Here is an 18,032-nt window from a genome sequence, read left to right as displayed (position 1 = left end):
AGCAGCATGACCCTCCTGCGAATGCCCTTCTTCCCCACGCCAGCGCTCGCCTGGCTGTGGCTCATGTCCTACCTCACTTGCCAAACCATCCTGCTCCAGACTCGTCTCTCTCAGCTCATTGCCCGTTATGCTCTCTGATCGCTTGCTCTTCCTCCGTCTTCTCCTCTTCTTCCGAATACCCGAAGAAGAGGGAGAGGAAGTAACCAAGTCAGCACGTTCATCGTCATTCGAAGATGACGAGTCTACTGACGGTTGAGACACCAGACTTCTGTCAGACTCAGCCAACGTAGCAGTTCCCTGCTCCATAACATGAGAGGTACGACCTGCCTCATTTCTTGCAGATGCAGAGGGTCTGGCAGTAACAGCACGTGTCTCCAAGCCATCCCGTTGATGCCCGATCCGTTCATTCGTTTGCCCGCTCACGCTTGAACCTGCATCGTGGTCAGCCTGTCCACCGAGCTGACGACAGCTGCGGCAGGCTCCCCGCCTGGCTCCAGGACCTGCCCGCTTTCCGGTTCTGCGCCGGAATTCGGACATCGGCCGCTGTTGTCCGCAATACATACACGTTTTGCTCAGTCGCGCTTCTTGTTCCGTCTTTCCTTGCCGGAAAGGGGCTGGACCCGTCTCCATGTTGTCACCTCGGTTCCGTATGAATCCGGTTTCTTTCTATTGTATCACATCTGCTCGTGAACACCCTCATGGCCATAGGCCTGATAATCTTTCGAGTTATACTCCTGTGTCTGTTCACTGCATTCGTGAAGAATGTGTTCCACATATTCCAATATATCCTGCATCGGTCTCCCGCATTTTTCGCATGTTGTCATTATATTCACCTTAATCCTGTTATCCATAATGTATTATCGTTCCGCCTTATGATTACCCCTCATATAGGAAAAAGAAACACTCGTTCCCCATATCACGCATATCTTTATATACAAAAAAAACCGCTCCCTGCTCTCCCCTAAGGTCGACCAAGAAACGGTTTATTATTCCTGTGTTGGAAAACCATCTTAACGAACGTCCAGTTGGCCCGAGTTCTGTTGTGGGACGAGACGTGGTTTGGGTTTTGGCAGATTGCCAAAGATGACCCATGCATATGGAACAAACCTTGCCGTCAATCCAACGACGATCCACGAAGCGATTAGAGCTACACCGAATCCTCCGGCATACCACAGATGCACTAACCACGATACTCCTGTTTGAGGTGGATAATTCCGATACACCAGCAGGAAGAATGGATGAATCAGATAGATGCCAAAGGACAATGCCCCAAGCCGATTCAGCGGCTTGACGATGAGTGAAGGCCCTTTGCGATAGAGCAGATAGGCAATCTGGATAAGTACCAGCGCACAAGCAAAGGTATGCACATTCCAGAAGAATTCATACCACAGTGTGTTATACGTTGCGATCTTCAGACGCAGCAGGTAATAGATATACACATGGCCAAGTCCGGCAATGATCCATACCGCCCAGAGCAGAATCCATGAAGCTACGCGTCCTTTGGTTGCATTGGCCCGACTGATGACAAACCATTGCTTGATTTTAGGGAAATATACCCCGATAAAAGCACCCAGCATGAAATAAGAGAAGTATGAGAACGCCCAGCTTCCCTTGTTGGGTACCTGGAATCCATATTTATTACTTACGATAAATGCCCATTGAATCAATAGTCCAATCGGTACAGACCATTTCACCACAGAAGGATACTTCTTAAGCAACCATAACACCAATGGGAATAACAGATAAAATTGCATGTTAATAAATACAAAGTACAGATGTGTATAAGCCTTGCCTGTAAACAATTTCGTGATAAAACTTACTGCCGATTCGCCGAAAGGTCGGCCCTGATAATGCGTGAAATGCAGCAACACAAAATACATTAATGAGAACAGGAAATACGGAAGCAAAATATACACAAATCTTTTCTTGTAGAAGTTACTTACGAGTTTCTTATCCAGCGGACGGGAATAATAGTTATAGAACAGTACGAAACTGCTCATAAAAATAAAGGTTGGCGTACCATATTTCATAAAGATATTAATAAAGTTGTACAGCCAGTAGTAGCCTGAACCCGTCATGTCCACCGTCGCATAAGACGTGGAATGCACGCAGAGTACGCCGATAATTGCCATGGCACGCACCAGATTCAGCTCTGGAATTCGCTCTCTTTTCAGTGTTTCACTCATGTTTACGTTTCTCCTTAATGTGTTCGTCAATATGTCAGATATGACTTAATACAATAAAGCTCTCTATCTATTAAAAGCCATAATGCTTAAGATGGATAGTCCATTTTCTTAACAATTCCTAAATTTTCAACACATTTCACACTATTTTCATGTCTATATATGTAAAAAAGACCGCGAGTACGCGGTCTGTGGGACATCCTGCTCTCAACCAAATGAATATTGGATCAACAGGATGAAAATGGTGAATTTGGGTTTGGGCATGATCACGCCCCTGACCGAGTCTACTTCCCACGACTCGCCAGAATCTGTTTATACACGTCAATAGCTGCCTGTCTCGATGCCTTCAGATCAACAATGGCATCCTTGCGCGGCTGATGGATGTCCTTGCTGTGCAGATCCTTCAATTCAGGCAACCACTTGCGAATATAATCACCTTGCGGATCATACTTCTCGGATTGTGTTACCGGATTATTCACGCGAAAATACGGAGCCGCATTCTCACCAAGCGAGGCACACCATAACCAGTTACCACGGTTTTGAATGTTATCATAGTCACGCAGCTTGCGCCTGAAATAGGCTTCACCCAAGGTGAACGGGCATTGCAGGTTTTTGGTGAGAAACATCGCCGTGAGAATTCGCAGCCGGTTTGGCATATGTCCGGTCTCATTCAGTTCCGTCATCGCTGCATCAATAATCGGAATGCCTGTCTCCGCCTTGCACCACCGTTCAAAGTGATCATTATGGAGAGCCGAGAGATCGTACACCTTTTCATATGTAAAATAGTGACTCTCATAAACTGCACGATACAGATAGAAGTCGCGGAAGCACAACTGCCTGATCCATTCCCCCGCTTCTGCCGTGCGACTCGCCGCATCATACATCTTGCGAATGGATACAGCCCCCACAGCCACGTAAGAACTGAGATGACTCGGCTCGTAAGCCTCATATTCATCCCGATGATCCCCATATTCAGCAATTCGATCCGACAAAAATTGATCCAATAGCAGATGCGGGTCCTCGTCATTCGAACCACTGCCCTCCAGCAACTCCGGAGGTACCTGCATTGCATCCGGCCATTCAATCTGACGATCACTCACCTTCAACTCTGCAACCGTTGTTGCCGAAGGAGGGTTGGGATGTTCATTCATGAATTCCACCCACCGCCGATGGAAAGCCGCAAATACCTTATATGGCTCCGACTTGCCTGTAAAATTGGCAAATCCATTCAGATCCATCAGCAGATGATCCGTCAGTTGTGTGAACGAAACCTCGTGCGCCTCACTGACTTTGCGTATGGCCCTATCCCGCTCGATTGCATATGGCGTCATATCCCGATGGACCACAATCTCGTTAATCTCACCTTTGAATTCGTTCAAGATGAATTCAACCACTTCAGCTGGATTGCCATAAGCAACATGCAGTTTTCTTTTGGCTTCAAGATAACGTCTGCCTAATTCCGCTGCATGCTGCCTGAAATTCACACCGCTGTGTTCCTTCTCTCGGCCTTGCCGCAGGAGGAATGCATCATAGATGAGAACATGCACACTCTCTTCTTGGTTTTCCCGCAAATAATCGAATGCGGCCAGATCATCCGTACGCAAGTCTTTGCGGTGTATGAATAGCTTCATGCCTCACCCTCCTGTCTGAACTTACGTTACATACGTTTATTTGTCCGTCAGGTTCTGATATAACCTGCTTGTTTCGGGCTCGGGCTGATACCCCAGATCCTCAATTAATGTCAATGTAAATGTATGATATAAACGAAGTATGCCTTGCTGATCATCCATGGATGCATACACTTCCATCATGAGTCGGCAGATTTCTTCCGAATAAGGCTCCCGTTCCTGCAATATCGTTAATTGCTCAATCGCTTCCTTGCCACGACCATGCTCCATGTCCCATCTCGCGATATCCATAACCAGCCCTGTATACTTGCGTCTGAGTTCCCTTGCTTTGGCCTGTGCCCAACGATAGTCATGCTCTTCCAGATAATCGCCACGATAAAGCGGAATCATATGCCTCAAGTCATCGATATTGTCTGATGTGATGACGTTGTAGACCATGGATTTTTCAAATTGGTCCACATCACTTACCAGATTGCCTGCTAACAGACGATAACGGTTCATATTGTACTCCAGCTTGCCCGTCATGTTCCATTCCTTAAGCAGCTTTCGAATCTGGTACACGGATGTATGTAGATGGGTTAATCCCTTTTCCTGGGAAACATCACCCCATAACTTATCCAACAAAATCTCCTTGCTTACCCATTCTTCCCTGTGATGGAACAAAAAAGCAAACAATTCCTGTGATTTGGTTGTGCGCCACTTATGTTTCTTGGCACCCTGATCCAAACTTCTGTAGATATCCAGATGTTTGAACGTGAGCAGCCCCGGAACTTCAGTATCCAACTCCACAGGTACGGGTTCCGATCCCTTTACCTCGACGGTGGCTGCAACTTGGGAATGATGCGACATTATGCCCGCGATTCGATCAACGGTTTTGGCCAATCGGGCGGAGCTTACCGGTTTCAGTACATAATCCAGTGCATGCAGCTCAAATGCTTCCACTGCATGGTCCGCATATGCCGTAACAAAGATAATACGAATACTCTGATCCAATTGCTGTATATATTCAGCCGCTTCCAGGCCATTCATCTCGGGCATTCCAATGTCCAAAAATACAACATCTACACGTTCCTTTGCCAGAAAATGCAGACCATCACGAGCTGTTGAAAAACATTGCACGGGTGTAATTCTTCCGTCCGTTCGTAGTAGTCGCTCCAGATGAAGCTGCGCTGGCTTCTCATCATCGATCACAATGGCTCTCACCGTTCTTTTAGCCTCCTGCTATGAAAGATTCAATAGGAATACCGATTTTATCGGCATCCGCTTATTAGTCTGTTAACCATAATTGCTTAACTCGGCACACTAATTGGAATAATCCACCTTTTGCACAGGGATACGGAATCGGATCTGCGTGCCTTTACCCACATGGCTATGAATCTCCAGTCCCTGACCATAGAGTGACATCAGGCGACGGTTTATATTTTGCAGCCCGACACCCCCCGGACCTTCGGTGCGCCCAGACTTGACCTGAGCCATACGCTCAGGAGGGATACCTACTCCATCATCTTGAACCTGTACGACTACATGCTCGCTCTCTTTGAAAACCCTAAGGTGAACTGTCCCGCCGGCTGCCCGCTCCATCACGCCGTGGCGAATGGCATTCTCCACAAGCGGCTGAATACTGAGAGGTGGCAGATATAGATGCACGTCCGATTCCACCTCATACTCGACCACCAGTCTTTCCTCAAATCTGGCCTGTTCCAGATGCACATATGACTCCACCAATTCCAGCTCTTTGGTCAAAGGAACAAGCTGCTCCCTGTTCTGGAAGTCAAAACTTCCGCGCAGGTAATGACTCAATTCAATCAGCAGATCGGTTGCTTTGTCCGGATTCACTGCACAGGTCGCAATAATGACATTGAGTGCATTATATAGAAAGTGCGGCTTAATCTGGGCCTGCAAAAAGGCCATTTCGGTACGAATAGCTTCCTGCACAGAACTCCGCATCTCAATTAATGTCCGAACTCTGGCGCGCAATTCACCAGCATCCACCGGTTTGCTCAGGAAGTCATTGGCTCCCGCCTGGAATCCGTGTTTGATATCCTCAGGCAACCCGCGGGCGGTCAGCATCAGAATCGGTAACTCCGACAAGGAACTGTGCTCGCGCAGTTTGCGACATAACTCAAGCCCGGACATCTTAGGCATCATCCAGTCCGTAATAACAAGATCAATGGACGGGAACTCCTCACGGAGTTTCAATGCAGTGGACCCGCTGTCCGCTGCGAGCACGCGATATCGTTCCGTCGATAACAGATTCAGCAATACCTGTCGATTGACGGGATCATCGTCTACAATCAGAATCGTATGCTCCGCTTCCGTAAGATCATCCTGCTCATCTGACTCTCTTGTCACAAGCTCCTTCGCCCCTGCCCCCTGTGAAGCAACATATCGGGCGGCAGCTGGTTTCGAATGAGTTTGCAGCAGCGGCAACTTCATAACAGGCAGAGTGAAATGAAAGGTCGAACCTTGCCCCGGCTCCGATTCAACCCAGATCTCACCACCGCCAAGCTCAACGAGTTTTCGCGTAATACTCAGACCCAGTCCGGTTCCATTATTCAATCGCTCGATCGTGCCGTTACTCTGCTCATACGCCTGGAAGATATCCTCCTGTTTGTCCAAGGCAATGCCTACCCCTGTATCAGCAACCGATACCTTCACCCAATCCCCTTCAACACTGGCGTACAATCGAATCTCACCCTGCTCAGTGTACTTATACGCGTTACCCAGCAAGTTATACAGAACTTGTCGGAGGCGATCTTCGTCTGCCTCAACAAGTGGCAACGACTGGGGCCATTGCTGAATCAATATAACTGGCTTATCCTCAAACGTGAAACCTGAGACTTCAACCACAGTACGAGCAACGGATTCCAGATCAACAGGTACCCGTTTCAACTCGATCTCACTATTTTTTAATTTGGAAAAATCCAAAATATCGTTAACCAGCAGTGAAAGGCGCTTGCCGGTTGAAGTAATCATGGACAGATTTTTGGCTTGCTTGGGCGTGACTGCTCCGGCCGCCCCTTCCAACATGGATTGCGCAATATTAATGATGCCGTGCAGGGGCGTTCGCAACTCATGAGACGTGTTCGCCATGAACTCGTCCTTCAGGCTGTCGATGGCCAGCAAACGCTCCGACAGGGCTTCCACGTCTCGGAATGATTGTGCGAAGCGGATTGCGGTCACAATCATCTGGGCAAATACAAATAATAAAAGTTCAATCAGCGCAAAGAACGCTGTGTCTAGGGTAGTGAACGCACCAAGCGTATACAAGACAACAACCATGAGTATGCTCATCATGCTCACCAGTGCAAAGTGGCTGTCATTCGGCCGTCCTTTCAACCAATAGAACATCGCTCGCAGCGTATAAAACATGACAACAAGCGAGATCAGTAACATGGGAAGCTCAAGAGACGAGAAAAGTGTTGGAGGGAGCGTAAGACCTACAATGGCCTGGGTAACGATTAACACTACAGCCAAACGAACAAACCACTGATGAATTGCTCCTGGCACACGGGCATCCATATACCGAAGCAAAAAGTAATAGGCAAAGGCTGAACTAAGGAGCTGAATACGAAGTATCTCATTATTGGTCAGGAACGGTACAAACGTACCCAGTAACTTCTCCCCATGTGTCAGAGCGTACACCGCACCAGAAAGGCTGAATAATCCGAGAAAACGAAGTTCCTTCTCCGTACGTCGTAATCTGAACAGAAGTAGAAAAAAGGCGGCTGGCAAGATAAAACCGAATAAGGCCATCAGATCCTTGAGCCAACCTTGTTGCTGGCTTTTCAGAATACTATGCTCGTCTCCAAACAAAATGGGCGCTACAATGCCCCCAGACGAGTAACTATAATTTGATACCTGAATGATAATGTCAGCCGTGTTGCCCTCAATGGACGTGAATCCTGTAAAGGGCAGATTTAATTGTATATCTGTCGCCTTGGTCTTTCCTGGCAGGCCTTTGCCGCCAATCTCTTTACCATCAATAAATACCCGGTGGGCCATGCGTATATTCTGCGTGCGTATACCATAATCGTTTTTCATCGTCCGGGGTGTAAGCTGAACTTGCAAATGATAGGTTCCATACCCATGGGCCTGCCCCAAAGATTTGTTCCATCGGGCAGGAACTTGAGTGCCCGACGAAGCCGGCAATGGCTTGCGACCGGATACACTTGCTTCAATATCTGCCGGGCTCAGCAACTGCCCAGGGTAGAAATCCCAGACACCCTTTAGAGACGCTGCACCCTTGCGATCAAAGTCCCATTGGGTCAGGTCAATTTTTCCATCCGTAGCCTGGGGGTTACTCCGCTCGCTAATTAACGTCTGGGCGATCCAGCCCAGCGGAACAATGACAATGCATATGAAACTTATGGTCAGCATAATCCAGTGTTTTCTCATCTATGTATTCCTTCCATCCACAATGGCGAGAGACGTCTAATTCTGTCGATTTATAACTATAATTCATGTTACACGTTTCTGGTGCTCACGGAAATAGTTTCCGTCTCATAATCGGTCAACTTCCTTATAATTTTAAGGATCTCTATCTGTTATCGCCAGCTCCTGGTACACCAAGAAACCCCAGGCCGAATTTCACCGGAATGAACGGGCGAAATGGCCTGGGGTTGATTGAATGAAGATTTATTTAACAACTTGGGCAAGCTTCTGAACGATTCCGGCCCATCCCTGTTCCATACGTTCGCGTACGATAGCGTGGGCCTGTCCAAACTCGGTCAGTTTATCCGCATCCCAACCGCTGTGAATCAGTGTGAAATCCGTACCTTCGGGCTGTTCATTCAGTTGGAACGTCAACGTCCAGTCCTTACCCCAGCGAAATGACAGCTTCTGCAGCGGAAGAACTTCCGTCACCTGACAGGGTGATTGGCCGAAGGGGCCTGCTTCCAATATAAACTCATGACCTTCCACGGGTTCCAGATTACCTGGCATGAACCAGGCCTTCAGTCCTTGCGCAGTTGAGACCATCTCCCACACTTCCTCTACAGGTGCATGGAGCACTAGTTCCTGTCGGATATCCGGCAGTGCACTTGATGAACTTGATGATGTATCCATTCGTATCATCTCCTTAGACATATCTGTTCGTATAATTACTGGTTAAAAAGTTTGACCTCCGCTTTGTACCCACCCTATAATTGGAACATATTCCATAAAAGGTGCGTGATTCCTATGATAGTCTGCTCTGAAAAATCCATTTCCAACCGTTGCCGGAAGGGATAATCCCGCTCACTTCCCTTCCACATTTGCAATTCATTATATCAAAATGTGGGGGACACCTATACTATGTCATTCAGTTATTACGGTCCATTATGCACCGCCGTTTATGATCTAACGAAACCTGTGGGACACTCCTTGGGAGGAGACATTGAATTTTATCTCCGTTATCTTCAGCGCTGCAAAGGACGTATCCTTGAAGCCATGTCTGGTTCAGGCCGAGTGCTCATTCCTTTGCTTGAAGCAGGCTTGACGGTGGATGGAATTGATTATTCAATGGATATGATTGACTCTTGCCTTTCTCGTTGTATGGAGCGGGCATTACCCATGCCTGAGCTGTTCGTTGTCGATCTGGAGAAGCTTGACCTTCCATATCGATACGAGGCAATTATCATTCCCGGAGGTTCTCTGCTCCTCATTCAAGACAGACAGGCATCGATTAGCGTATTACGTAATCTATTTCAGCATTTAGAACCTGGCGGCAAGCTCGTGTTTGATCTGTTTCTGCCCGATGTGACACAACCCTCTTCTGTAGAAACATCAACCGTTCCATTACCCGATGGTGATACGATCACGGTAGAAGTGACAACCATTGAAGTGAACCTTCTTCAACAGTACAAAGTGAGTCTAATTCGCTACGAACAATGGCATCAGGGTGCTCTTGTTGCTACGGAGCTGCAACAACTTACCCTGCGTTGGTACGGCATAGAAGAGTTACGCCTAATTCTCGAACACATTGGTTTCTCTGATATTAAAGTATACGCCGACTTTAACCCGAATCAGCCACCTACACAGTCCAATCAAAAATTCGTATACGAAGCAACTCGAAGAACGTAGTCATCGATAATTGGATGCATATGCTTCTCAATATCCAAAATCAGGCCACAGCATGAGGTTTAACCCATGCTGTGGCCTTTTTTTACTATATAAGATTTGCAATAAACATTTACACGAGAACGCAGAGGACAGAAATAGCCTGAAGAAGAAAAGCGTTCGCCTTTATCCTCAGATTTCCACCTTTGAAAAAGTGAATCAAAAAAATCTGGGGATAACAGCGATCGGAAGGTTATTCTGTCATCGGAGTGGCAAGTGTAAGTATAATTTAGAGCAAATTAGTATCCACGAGAATATTGCTCTGCAATGGCAGCTTGATCCTTACTCACACCCAGTTCCAGAGCGGCATGGTTCGCCCAGTACGGATCACGCAGCATACCTCTGCCAACGGCAACCAGATCCGCATCACCGTTTCCAATCACCGCCTGAGCCAAGGCTGCATCCTCCAGCATACCCACTGCGATTACAGGAACGTTCAGTTCTTCACGGAAGCGACGGGCAAATGGTACCTGATACCCCGGATAGTTCCCCGGTTTCCGCTGTCCAGAAGGACCTTCGCCACCTGAACTGATATGGAACATGTCCACACCTGCATCTTGGTAAGCACGGGCAATATTAATCGTGTGGTCGATGTCGTATCCACCATCAGCGTATTCTACAGCCGAAATCCGCAAAATCAGCGGCATATCTGCTGGCATTTCTTTTTTCACTGCCCGAATGACTTCAACGCCAAAACGGGACAGATCCTGGCCGTATACATCCTCACGATGGTTCATCAGCGGGGAATGGAACTGGTGGATCAGGTATCCATGTGCACCGTGCAGCTCAATAGTATCCACTCCAGCCTGTACTGCACGGCGAACACCGTCTGCGAACTTCTGCACCATAGCTTCTACCTCTTCGGTACTTAACGCGCGTGGTTCCTTGTACTTTTCTCCCGGGAATGTAACTACCGATGGGGCAACCGGCTGCGGTGCATCCTCTGCTTTTCGTCCGGCGTGTGCGATCTGAATAGCTACTTTGGAGCCGTAGGCATGGATTCCATCTACAAGTTTGGTGAAGGCAGGCACATGCTCATCTGACCATATACCCAAGTCATTATCGGTAATACGTCCATCCGGATCTACATCGGTCATCTCGATTACAATCAGTCCTGTTCCTCCAACCGCACGGCTCACATAGTGAACCTGATGCCAATCGTTCGGAATGCCGTCCTTCGCAGTGACAGAATATTGGCACATCGGTGCCATGACGACACGGTTATTTAATTGCAGACTCTTGAATTGATAAGGGGAAAATAATTGTTCAGTCATTAATTCTACATCTCCTGTTCCATGATCATGATATATATGAAGCCTTACTTATTTGTCTAAGTCCGAAAACAGTTTTCCGTTCTTGCCGTAATTGTCCTTCTCCAAATCCTCAATGAAGATAAAGACTTTGCTCGGATCAACATCCAGTGTCTCACAAGCCACCTGAGTCATACGTTCAATCAACTGACGTTTCTGCTCAACCGACTTGCCTTCCAATACCTTAACAGTGATAAATGGCATGTCTAGGACTCATCCTTTCTTCATCATTTATTATGAACCTCAGTTACAGAAATACAAGTACGTACATTTTTGTGACCTAGTACCCTTTTTGATACCTAGTCATCCTCATATTTCGGTTCAGCCCCATTCTGGAAATGACTGCAAAACATGATATGATAACCGTAGAGAACCACAATAATTACTATACCCAATTTACATAAGTTGTGACTAAAGGTTACACGATAACGGAGAGGGCAGAAATAACCTGTAGAAGCGGAGCTAAAAGCTTTCTGCAAGAAAGCTACTTCGAAAGCATACACTTCGCCTAAAAGCTTTCTGAAAGAAAGCTGCATCGAAAGCATACGCTATCCTCAGATTTTCACCTTTGTAAAAGTGGATCAAAAAAATCTGGGGATAACAGCGATCAGAAGGTTATTCTGGCCTGTAGTGGATCAGTGTAAAACAAGTAGCTCAACTTATATACTACTCAAGCTAGGGAGCGATTATAGATGAAAGATGTATTAATTCAAAGACTGAGTACTTATGTTCAAATGGATACCCAATCCGATGAAAATAGTGAGACCTGCCCTTCCACACCCGGCCAACTGGCCTTGGGCAAACTGCTCGTTGAAGAATGTACCTCCATTGGTCTGCAAGATGTGACGATGGATGAGAATGGTTATGTCATGGCTACACTGCCATCCAATACCGACAAGGATGTTCCTGTAATTGGTTTCCTGGCTCACCTCGATACAGCGACCGACTTTACTGGCAAAAATGTCAAACCACAGGTTATCGATAACTATGATGGTGCTGACATTGTGCTGAACTCGGAGCTGGATGTAGTACTGTCCAACAAGGATTTCCCGGAGCTGCACGAGTATAAAGGCCACACCCTGATCACAACCGATGGTACAACGTTGCTTGGTGCAGATAATAAGGCAGGCATTGCCGAGATCATTACGGCGATGGCCTATCTGATTGAACACCCGGAAGTGAAACACGGTAAGATTCGGGTTGCTTTTACCCCGGATGAAGAGATTGGCCGTGGACCGCACAAGTTCGATGTAGCTGCTTTTGGAGCCAAATATGCTTACACAGTCGACGGTGGACCACTTGGTGAGCTGGAATACGAGAGCTTTAACGCAGCTGCCGCTAAAATTACCGTACGAGGCACCAATGTACATCCTGGAACTGCGAAGGATAAGATGGTGAACTCCCTGAAAATTGCGATGGAATTGAATCGACGCCTGCCTGTGGAGGAAGCTCCTGAATTCACGGACGGTTATGATGGATTCTATCATCTGTTGTCTCTGGAGGGTGATGTTGAGCTGACAAAGATGAGTTACATCATCCGTGATTTCGACCGGGCGAAGTTTGAAGAGCGCAAAACAAATCTATTGAATATCGCGAACGAACTGAAGACCAAGTATGGAGAGAAAAGCATCACGATTGAATTGAATGACCAGTACTATAACATGCGCGAGAAAATTGAACCCGTACGCCAGATCGTCGACATTGCCCATGAAGCCATGACCCGACTGGACATCGAACCTGTTATTCGCCCCATCCGGGGAGGAACAGATGGTTCCCAGCTATCCTATATGGGTATGCCAACACCAAATATCTTCACTGGTGGTGAGAACTACCACGGTAAATTCGAATATGTATCGGTAGACAATATGGTGAAGGCCACCCGTGTTATTATAGAGATCGCTCAATTGTTCGAGCAACGCGGAGATATCTAATTCACTTAAATGCAGAGTAAAAAGGGCACCCCTTGGTATATTCGGGAGGGTGCTCTTTGTTGTGCCATATTGTATTTTATTGTGTCGCGTCATGTCGCATAGATAAACAGGCTTGGTCTTTATTTTAAAATGCCATCACTCATATATATTGCCTCCTGCGATGACACGCAACTGTTCCAGATCACAGATCACTAGCTTTCGCTGCACTTTACGAATAATATCTCGATTACACAGATCTTGAACAACTCTATTAAGATGTCTATAGCTGGTGCCCAGCATATCCGCCAGTTCGGTGAGCTTCGAGGTCTGGATCTCTTCGGAAGAAGACTCGTCCTGGCCCATTGTGGACAACAGATAGCTGGCAAATCGGCTCTCGACCGGATATAACATATTCAGACTCGACAGGTTGGAAAAGGTATACAATTTGTGTGTAACTTGACCGAGCATAAAGTGAAGAAACTTAGGGTTCTCTGCATACGTATTCTGGAGAGCGCGGTAGCTGATACCCAGCAGCAGGCTTTTGCTCACAGACTCTACCGTATTCATAGCCTCCTTGCCATTCACCAGTTCCAAATCTCCCACAAGCGCAAGTGGTGTACTGAAACGAAGCAACAGAGACTTCCCGTTAGGCAAGGTGGTATAGATCTTGAGCTTGCCCTGCACGAGGAAATACAATCGCTCGGGTCGTTCACCTTTGGCACATATCATCTCGCCCTTCGCAGCCTCAAGTAGTCGCAACTCAGCGAGTGCAGGCTCGTCCAGCACCTGATCCAACCCATTCTCACGAGCGAGTTGCCGCACAAGTCCAAAGTCCATGATTTCTTTCATTCCGACTTCCCCTCCGTTGTCGTATATAACGTATGCAAAAGGACATATGTCCCATAATTAATATACATCCGTACAAATATCTTGATATAAAAATAGTTACAACTAACACTTATATCCAGTAAAACAGTTCAACTGGGAAATATTTTAAAATTTAATCATAAAATGTTCATTCTTTCATGCAAAATGCCGTTCACGAAAATCCATTTCTATCCGATGAAAGATAGAGCATTCCATAGATCGTTAAAAATAATACATTCAAATATTGAAAGGATGGTCCTCTTCCATGAACGTTGTAGATGCCCTGCTTAAAGTAATGCCTTATATCAGCATGATCCTTAGAGAACCAGCTAGTTTAACTGTATATGATCACGAAAAGGTATTGGAGGTTGTTACCACCGACAAGTTTGACCTTGGTTTTGAAAAAGGAATGCCACTCTTGGAATCGTATCAAAACTTTGCCATCTTAAAAAACGGAAGAGAAGCTACTCTCGCTACTCTCTCCAAGGAAGTTTATGGTATCGAACTGGATATTCTGAACATTCCGATCTTTGATGATCACCAAAAAGTTGTTGCTGTTTTCTGTGTATCTTACGACCAGTCTAACCAGAACCAACTTGAAGACATTATACAAGAAAATCAAACCATCAATGGTAACCTCGTTGATATGGTGCAACATGTCGCCGCTCATGCCGAAGAATTGCAAGCAACCAGTGAACAGATCTTGCAGAACACAAGACTTGCTGTTCAGAACTCTTCCCAAATCAACAAAGTAGCCGGGTTCATTCGTGAAATCTCTGAGCAAACCAACTTGCTTGGCCTGAATGCCGCTATTGAAGCCGCTCGCGTTGGTGAAGCCGGTGCCGGCTTCGGAGTGGTTGCTTCCGAAGTACGCAAACTCTCTGTGGATGCCAAACAAGCTACAAGTGATATCGATACCAGTCTGAGAGATGTACAACAGGTCATCAAACAGATGGAAGTTGAAGTCTCCCAGATTGCAGCCTCTTCACAGGAACAAGCAACGCTTGTATCCTCCTTTACGGATGTGATTGAGCAGCTTAATGAAACAGGCGAGCGAATGAAAGCTCTGTCCGAACAACTGATCAGTTATTCCGTTAAAAATTAATCAAAATATATCTTTGATGAAATTTGTTAGTGCAAAGATACATTTTATATGCAACAAACAGGACTTGGGTTGCCCATGATGGATAATCCAAGTCCTGTTGTTTGTTGTGTCCATTTTATATAACCAACTACATTCAGATAAAATCTTAATTGGCTACATGTATTGATTTATCTCCAATAACTTCTTCTTCCGACTGCCAGCATTCCACTTCACCCGGAATATGAATTCGGTCCCGGGTAAAGACGGGATCACGTCCTTCAGCCTTTTGTTTCTTGTAGTCCTTCAACGCTTCGAAAGTCACCTTGGACAGCATCAGAATTGCAATCAGGTTCACCACCACCATGAGCCCCATGAACAGGTCAGCCAAATCCCATACCAGCTGCACTTTGGCTACCGCACCAAACACCACCATCGCGATAACGCAAATACGGTATACCCACAGCCAGACTTTGTTGGATTTGATAAACTCAATGTTGGTTTCTCCATAGTAATAATTTCCAATTAGTGTACTGAAAGCAAACAGGAACACCATAACCGCCAGGAATCCCGATGCCCATGAACCAATATGTACACTTAATGCAGCCTGAGTTAATTCAATGCCACCCAGATTGGAACCTTTGTATACCCCGGATAGCAAAATAATCATGGCAGTGCTTGTACATATCACTAACGTATCTGTCAGCACGCCAAATGCCTGGATAAGTCCCTGTTTCACTGGATGTGTTGTATCCGCCGTTGCAGCAGCATTCGGGGCGCTACCCATCCCCGCCTCATTGGAGAACAATCCGCGTTTCACACCGTTCATCAGTGCAGCGCCCAACGTTCCGCCAGCCACCTGTTCGATGCCGAAGGCATTTTTGACGATCAACGCAATCATGGCCGGAAGCTGGGTAATATTCGCCAGCACCACAAAAGCCGCTACCCCAATGTACAATACGGCCAGTACAACAACGATGTATTCCGATGCTTTTGCAATCCGTTTGACACCGCCCATGATAATTCCTGCAAATATCACAGCCATAATGATACCCACGGTTAACCGATCCGTGCCAAATGAGTTCTCAAATGCGACAGTAATCGTATTCGATTGCACCGCATTAAAGACCAACCCGAATGAAAGTGTAATGAGAATGGCAAATAAAATCCCCATCCAGCGCTTCCCCAGCCCACGTTCCATATAATACGCCGGACCCCCGCGGAATCCGCCCTTATCCTTCACTTTATAGATCTGAGCCAACGTACTCTCCACAAAACTGGAGGCTGACCCGATTATTGCAATGATCCACATCCAGAATATAGCCCCAGGTCCACCCAGTGCAATAGCCAGTGCGATACCGGTAATATTCCCTGTACCTACACGGGCCGCCATACTAATACAGAACGCCTGAAAAGGTGAAATTTTGCCTGGTTCCTTGCTTTTTGGCTCTCGAAGCACCTTCACCATATCTCCAATCATGCGGAATTGCATGAATCGGGTCTTGGTGGTGAAGTATATACCACATACTACCAATAGTATAATTAACACTTTGGACCATAGAAAATCATTGAAAATGACGACAATATCTTGTATTGTTTGCTCCATCGGTATGCCCCTTTTTATGGTGTATTTCAAGCACAGAGATGGTTACGGGAAAAGTTTGTACCATTCTGCACAACACTAGCCCCAGACTTCGGGATGTTACTTATACTACAAGGGCATCTACGGAAATCGACAAATACCTACATGTAATTTCTACATTTATTTTAAAAATGGGCTTTGATCGCCCAATCATTGTCATTTAACCTGACATGTCAGGTTCTATGCAAGAAGGAAAGGAACGATTACACTGGAACGAGAGTTCATGGCGGAGTTAGCCGCCTTTACCATAGATTTATCAATCACACCATTCGCAGAGAAAGGGAATGACTGACATGCGTTATTTTATCGTGGATGATGATCCTGGCGTTCGTTCCATGTTGATGGATATTATTGAGGATGAAGGCCTTGGCGATATTGCCGGGGAAGCTGAGGACGGAGCACATATTCACGCGGAACTGTTGGAATTGCATAAGGTGGATGTCCTGCTGATTGATCTGCTGATGCCACAACGAGACGGGATTCAGACCGTGCGGGCGCTTGAAGGAAGGTTCGAGGGTAAGATCGTCATGATCTCCCAGATCGAGTCGAAAAATATGATCGGAGAAGCCTATTCACTAGGCATTGAATATTATATTACGAAGCCGATTAACCGGTTAGAGATTCTATCTGTTCTGCGGCTGGTGAGCGAAAGGCTTCGGATGCAGCAATCCATCGCAGATATTCAGCGGACATTGCAGGGATTGTCCAGTTTGAATTCTATCGAACGTACCGCAGCTCCGGTTCCGGACAAAACAATCACGACAGCAGGACATTTCCTGCTATCCGAGATGGGCATGATCGGCGAAGCAGGCAGCAGAGATCTGCTGGACATGCTGGAATATCTGGAGCAGGTAGAGACAGATGAGCATAAGCTGTCCCCCTATACGTTCCCATCCCTCAAAGACATCTTCCAGAATGTAGCGATACGTAAACTGGGAGAAGACGCCTCTCTCGCAGAGGTGAACAAGGAGATCAAGGCATCGGAACAACGTGTTCGCAGGGCCATCTTCCAGACGCTGAGCCATGTGGTTTCTCTGGGATTAACAGATTATACACATCCCAAGTTCGAGAATTATGCATCCAAATTTTTCGATTTCACCGAAATTCGCAAGAAAATGCTGGAGCTGCAAAACAATGTGGAGCCTTCCTTGTCCCAGACACGCATTAATACGAAAAAATTCGTACAGGTGTTATATTTGGAAGCCAAACGATTGCTGCATTAAACAGATGCATGATGGATACGATGCAAAAACAAACGGGCATGAATATTACGCCGGTAGGATACCGCCTCTTCAACTGAGGCTGTCCACAC

The 18,032-nt window shown here is 46.5% G+C and carries 13 protein-coding genes; 4 read left to right on the top strand and 9 right to left on the bottom strand.

Features of this window, described 5'->3' with window-relative positions; translation table 11 throughout:
- Nucleotides 1-1,010: 1,010 nt before the first annotated feature.
- The 5 genes from MHI14_RS01340 to MHI14_RS01320 all read right to left on the bottom strand — a co-directional run bounded on the left by MHI14_RS01340 (nucleotide 1,011) and on the right by MHI14_RS01320 (nucleotide 8,878).
- Nucleotides 1,011-2,186, bottom strand: a complete 1,176-nt coding sequence (locus MHI14_RS01340; protein WP_091035717.1) for an acyltransferase — start codon at nucleotides 2,184-2,186, stop codon at nucleotides 1,011-1,013.
- A gap of 281 nt (nucleotides 2,187-2,467) precedes the next feature.
- The gene (locus tag MHI14_RS01335) at nucleotides 2,468-3,814 is read right to left on the bottom strand and encodes a cryptochrome/photolyase family protein (protein ID WP_091035715.1); all 1,347 of its coding nucleotides are present in this window, start codon (nucleotides 3,812-3,814) and stop codon (nucleotides 2,468-2,470) included.
- 36 nt (nucleotides 3,815-3,850) lie between these two features.
- Nucleotides 3,851-5,014: a response regulator gene (locus MHI14_RS01330; protein ID WP_091035712.1), complete on the bottom strand. Its 1,164-nt coding sequence runs from the start codon at nucleotides 5,012-5,014 to the stop codon at nucleotides 3,851-3,853.
- Nucleotides 5,015-5,113: 99 nt separating this feature from the next.
- Nucleotides 5,114-8,209 carry a hybrid sensor histidine kinase/response regulator gene (locus MHI14_RS01325; protein ID WP_091035710.1) on the bottom strand — a complete coding sequence of 1,032 codons (3,096 nt, stop codon included), beginning with the start codon at nucleotides 8,207-8,209 and terminating at the stop codon, nucleotides 5,114-5,116.
- Between the two features lie 240 nt (nucleotides 8,210-8,449).
- Entirely contained in the window at nucleotides 8,450-8,878 is a 429-nt protein-coding gene (locus MHI14_RS01320; RefSeq protein WP_256332370.1) for an SRPBCC family protein, read from the bottom strand.
- Nucleotides 8,879-9,106: 228 nt separating this feature from the next.
- Here MHI14_RS01320 and MHI14_RS01315 point away from each other — a divergent pair, with 228 nt between their 5' ends.
- Nucleotides 9,107-9,874 (top strand): class I SAM-dependent methyltransferase, encoded by a 768-nt coding sequence (locus tag MHI14_RS01315; protein ID WP_091035705.1) that lies wholly within the window; start codon nucleotides 9,107-9,109, stop codon nucleotides 9,872-9,874.
- Nucleotides 9,875-10,149: 275 nt separating this feature from the next.
- Here MHI14_RS01315 and MHI14_RS01310 read toward each other — a convergent pair whose 3' ends face one another.
- The gene (locus MHI14_RS01310; protein ID WP_017691643.1) at nucleotides 10,150-11,184 is read right to left on the bottom strand and encodes an NADH:flavin oxidoreductase/NADH oxidase; all 1,035 of its coding nucleotides are present in this window, start codon (nucleotides 11,182-11,184) and stop codon (nucleotides 10,150-10,152) included.
- A 48-nt stretch (nucleotides 11,185-11,232) separates the two neighbouring features.
- Nucleotides 11,233-11,424 (bottom strand): tautomerase family protein, encoded by a 192-nt coding sequence (locus MHI14_RS01305; protein WP_017691642.1) that lies wholly within the window; start codon nucleotides 11,422-11,424, stop codon nucleotides 11,233-11,235.
- 488 nt (nucleotides 11,425-11,912) lie between these two features.
- Between MHI14_RS01305 and pepT the strand changes: the two genes are divergently transcribed.
- Complete coding sequence (gene pepT / locus MHI14_RS01300; protein WP_091035698.1) at nucleotides 11,913-13,151, top strand: peptidase T; 1,239 nt, start codon at nucleotides 11,913-11,915, stop codon at nucleotides 13,149-13,151.
- A gap of 135 nt (nucleotides 13,152-13,286) precedes the next feature.
- On the opposite strand, the gene MHI14_RS01295 is transcribed toward pepT, so the two are convergent.
- Entirely contained in the window at nucleotides 13,287-13,979 is a 693-nt protein-coding gene (locus MHI14_RS01295) for a Crp/Fnr family transcriptional regulator (protein ID WP_091035696.1), read from the bottom strand.
- A gap of 283 nt (nucleotides 13,980-14,262) precedes the next feature.
- Here MHI14_RS01295 and MHI14_RS01290 point away from each other — a divergent pair, with 283 nt between their 5' ends.
- Nucleotides 14,263-15,102: a methyl-accepting chemotaxis protein gene (locus MHI14_RS01290; protein ID WP_091035693.1), complete on the top strand. Its 840-nt coding sequence runs from the start codon at nucleotides 14,263-14,265 to the stop codon at nucleotides 15,100-15,102.
- Between the two features lie 145 nt (nucleotides 15,103-15,247).
- On the opposite strand, the gene MHI14_RS01285 is transcribed toward MHI14_RS01290, so the two are convergent.
- A complete protein-coding gene (locus MHI14_RS01285; RefSeq protein WP_076251914.1) occupies nucleotides 15,248-16,684 on the bottom strand; it encodes an alanine/glycine:cation symporter family protein in 1,437 nt (478 codons plus the stop codon).
- Nucleotides 16,685-17,013: 329 nt separating this feature from the next.
- Between MHI14_RS01285 and MHI14_RS01280 the strand changes: the two genes are divergently transcribed.
- Nucleotides 17,014-17,943, top strand: a complete 930-nt coding sequence (locus MHI14_RS01280) for a response regulator (RefSeq protein ID WP_091035691.1) — start codon at nucleotides 17,014-17,016, stop codon at nucleotides 17,941-17,943.
- Nucleotides 17,944-18,032: the final 89 nt, after the last annotated feature.

The organism is Paenibacillus sp. FSL K6-2393 (assembly GCF_038002545.1).
Lineage (GTDB): Bacteria > Bacillota > Bacilli > Paenibacillales > Paenibacillaceae > Paenibacillus.
This window is presented reverse-complemented; position numbering and strand designations above follow the sequence as displayed.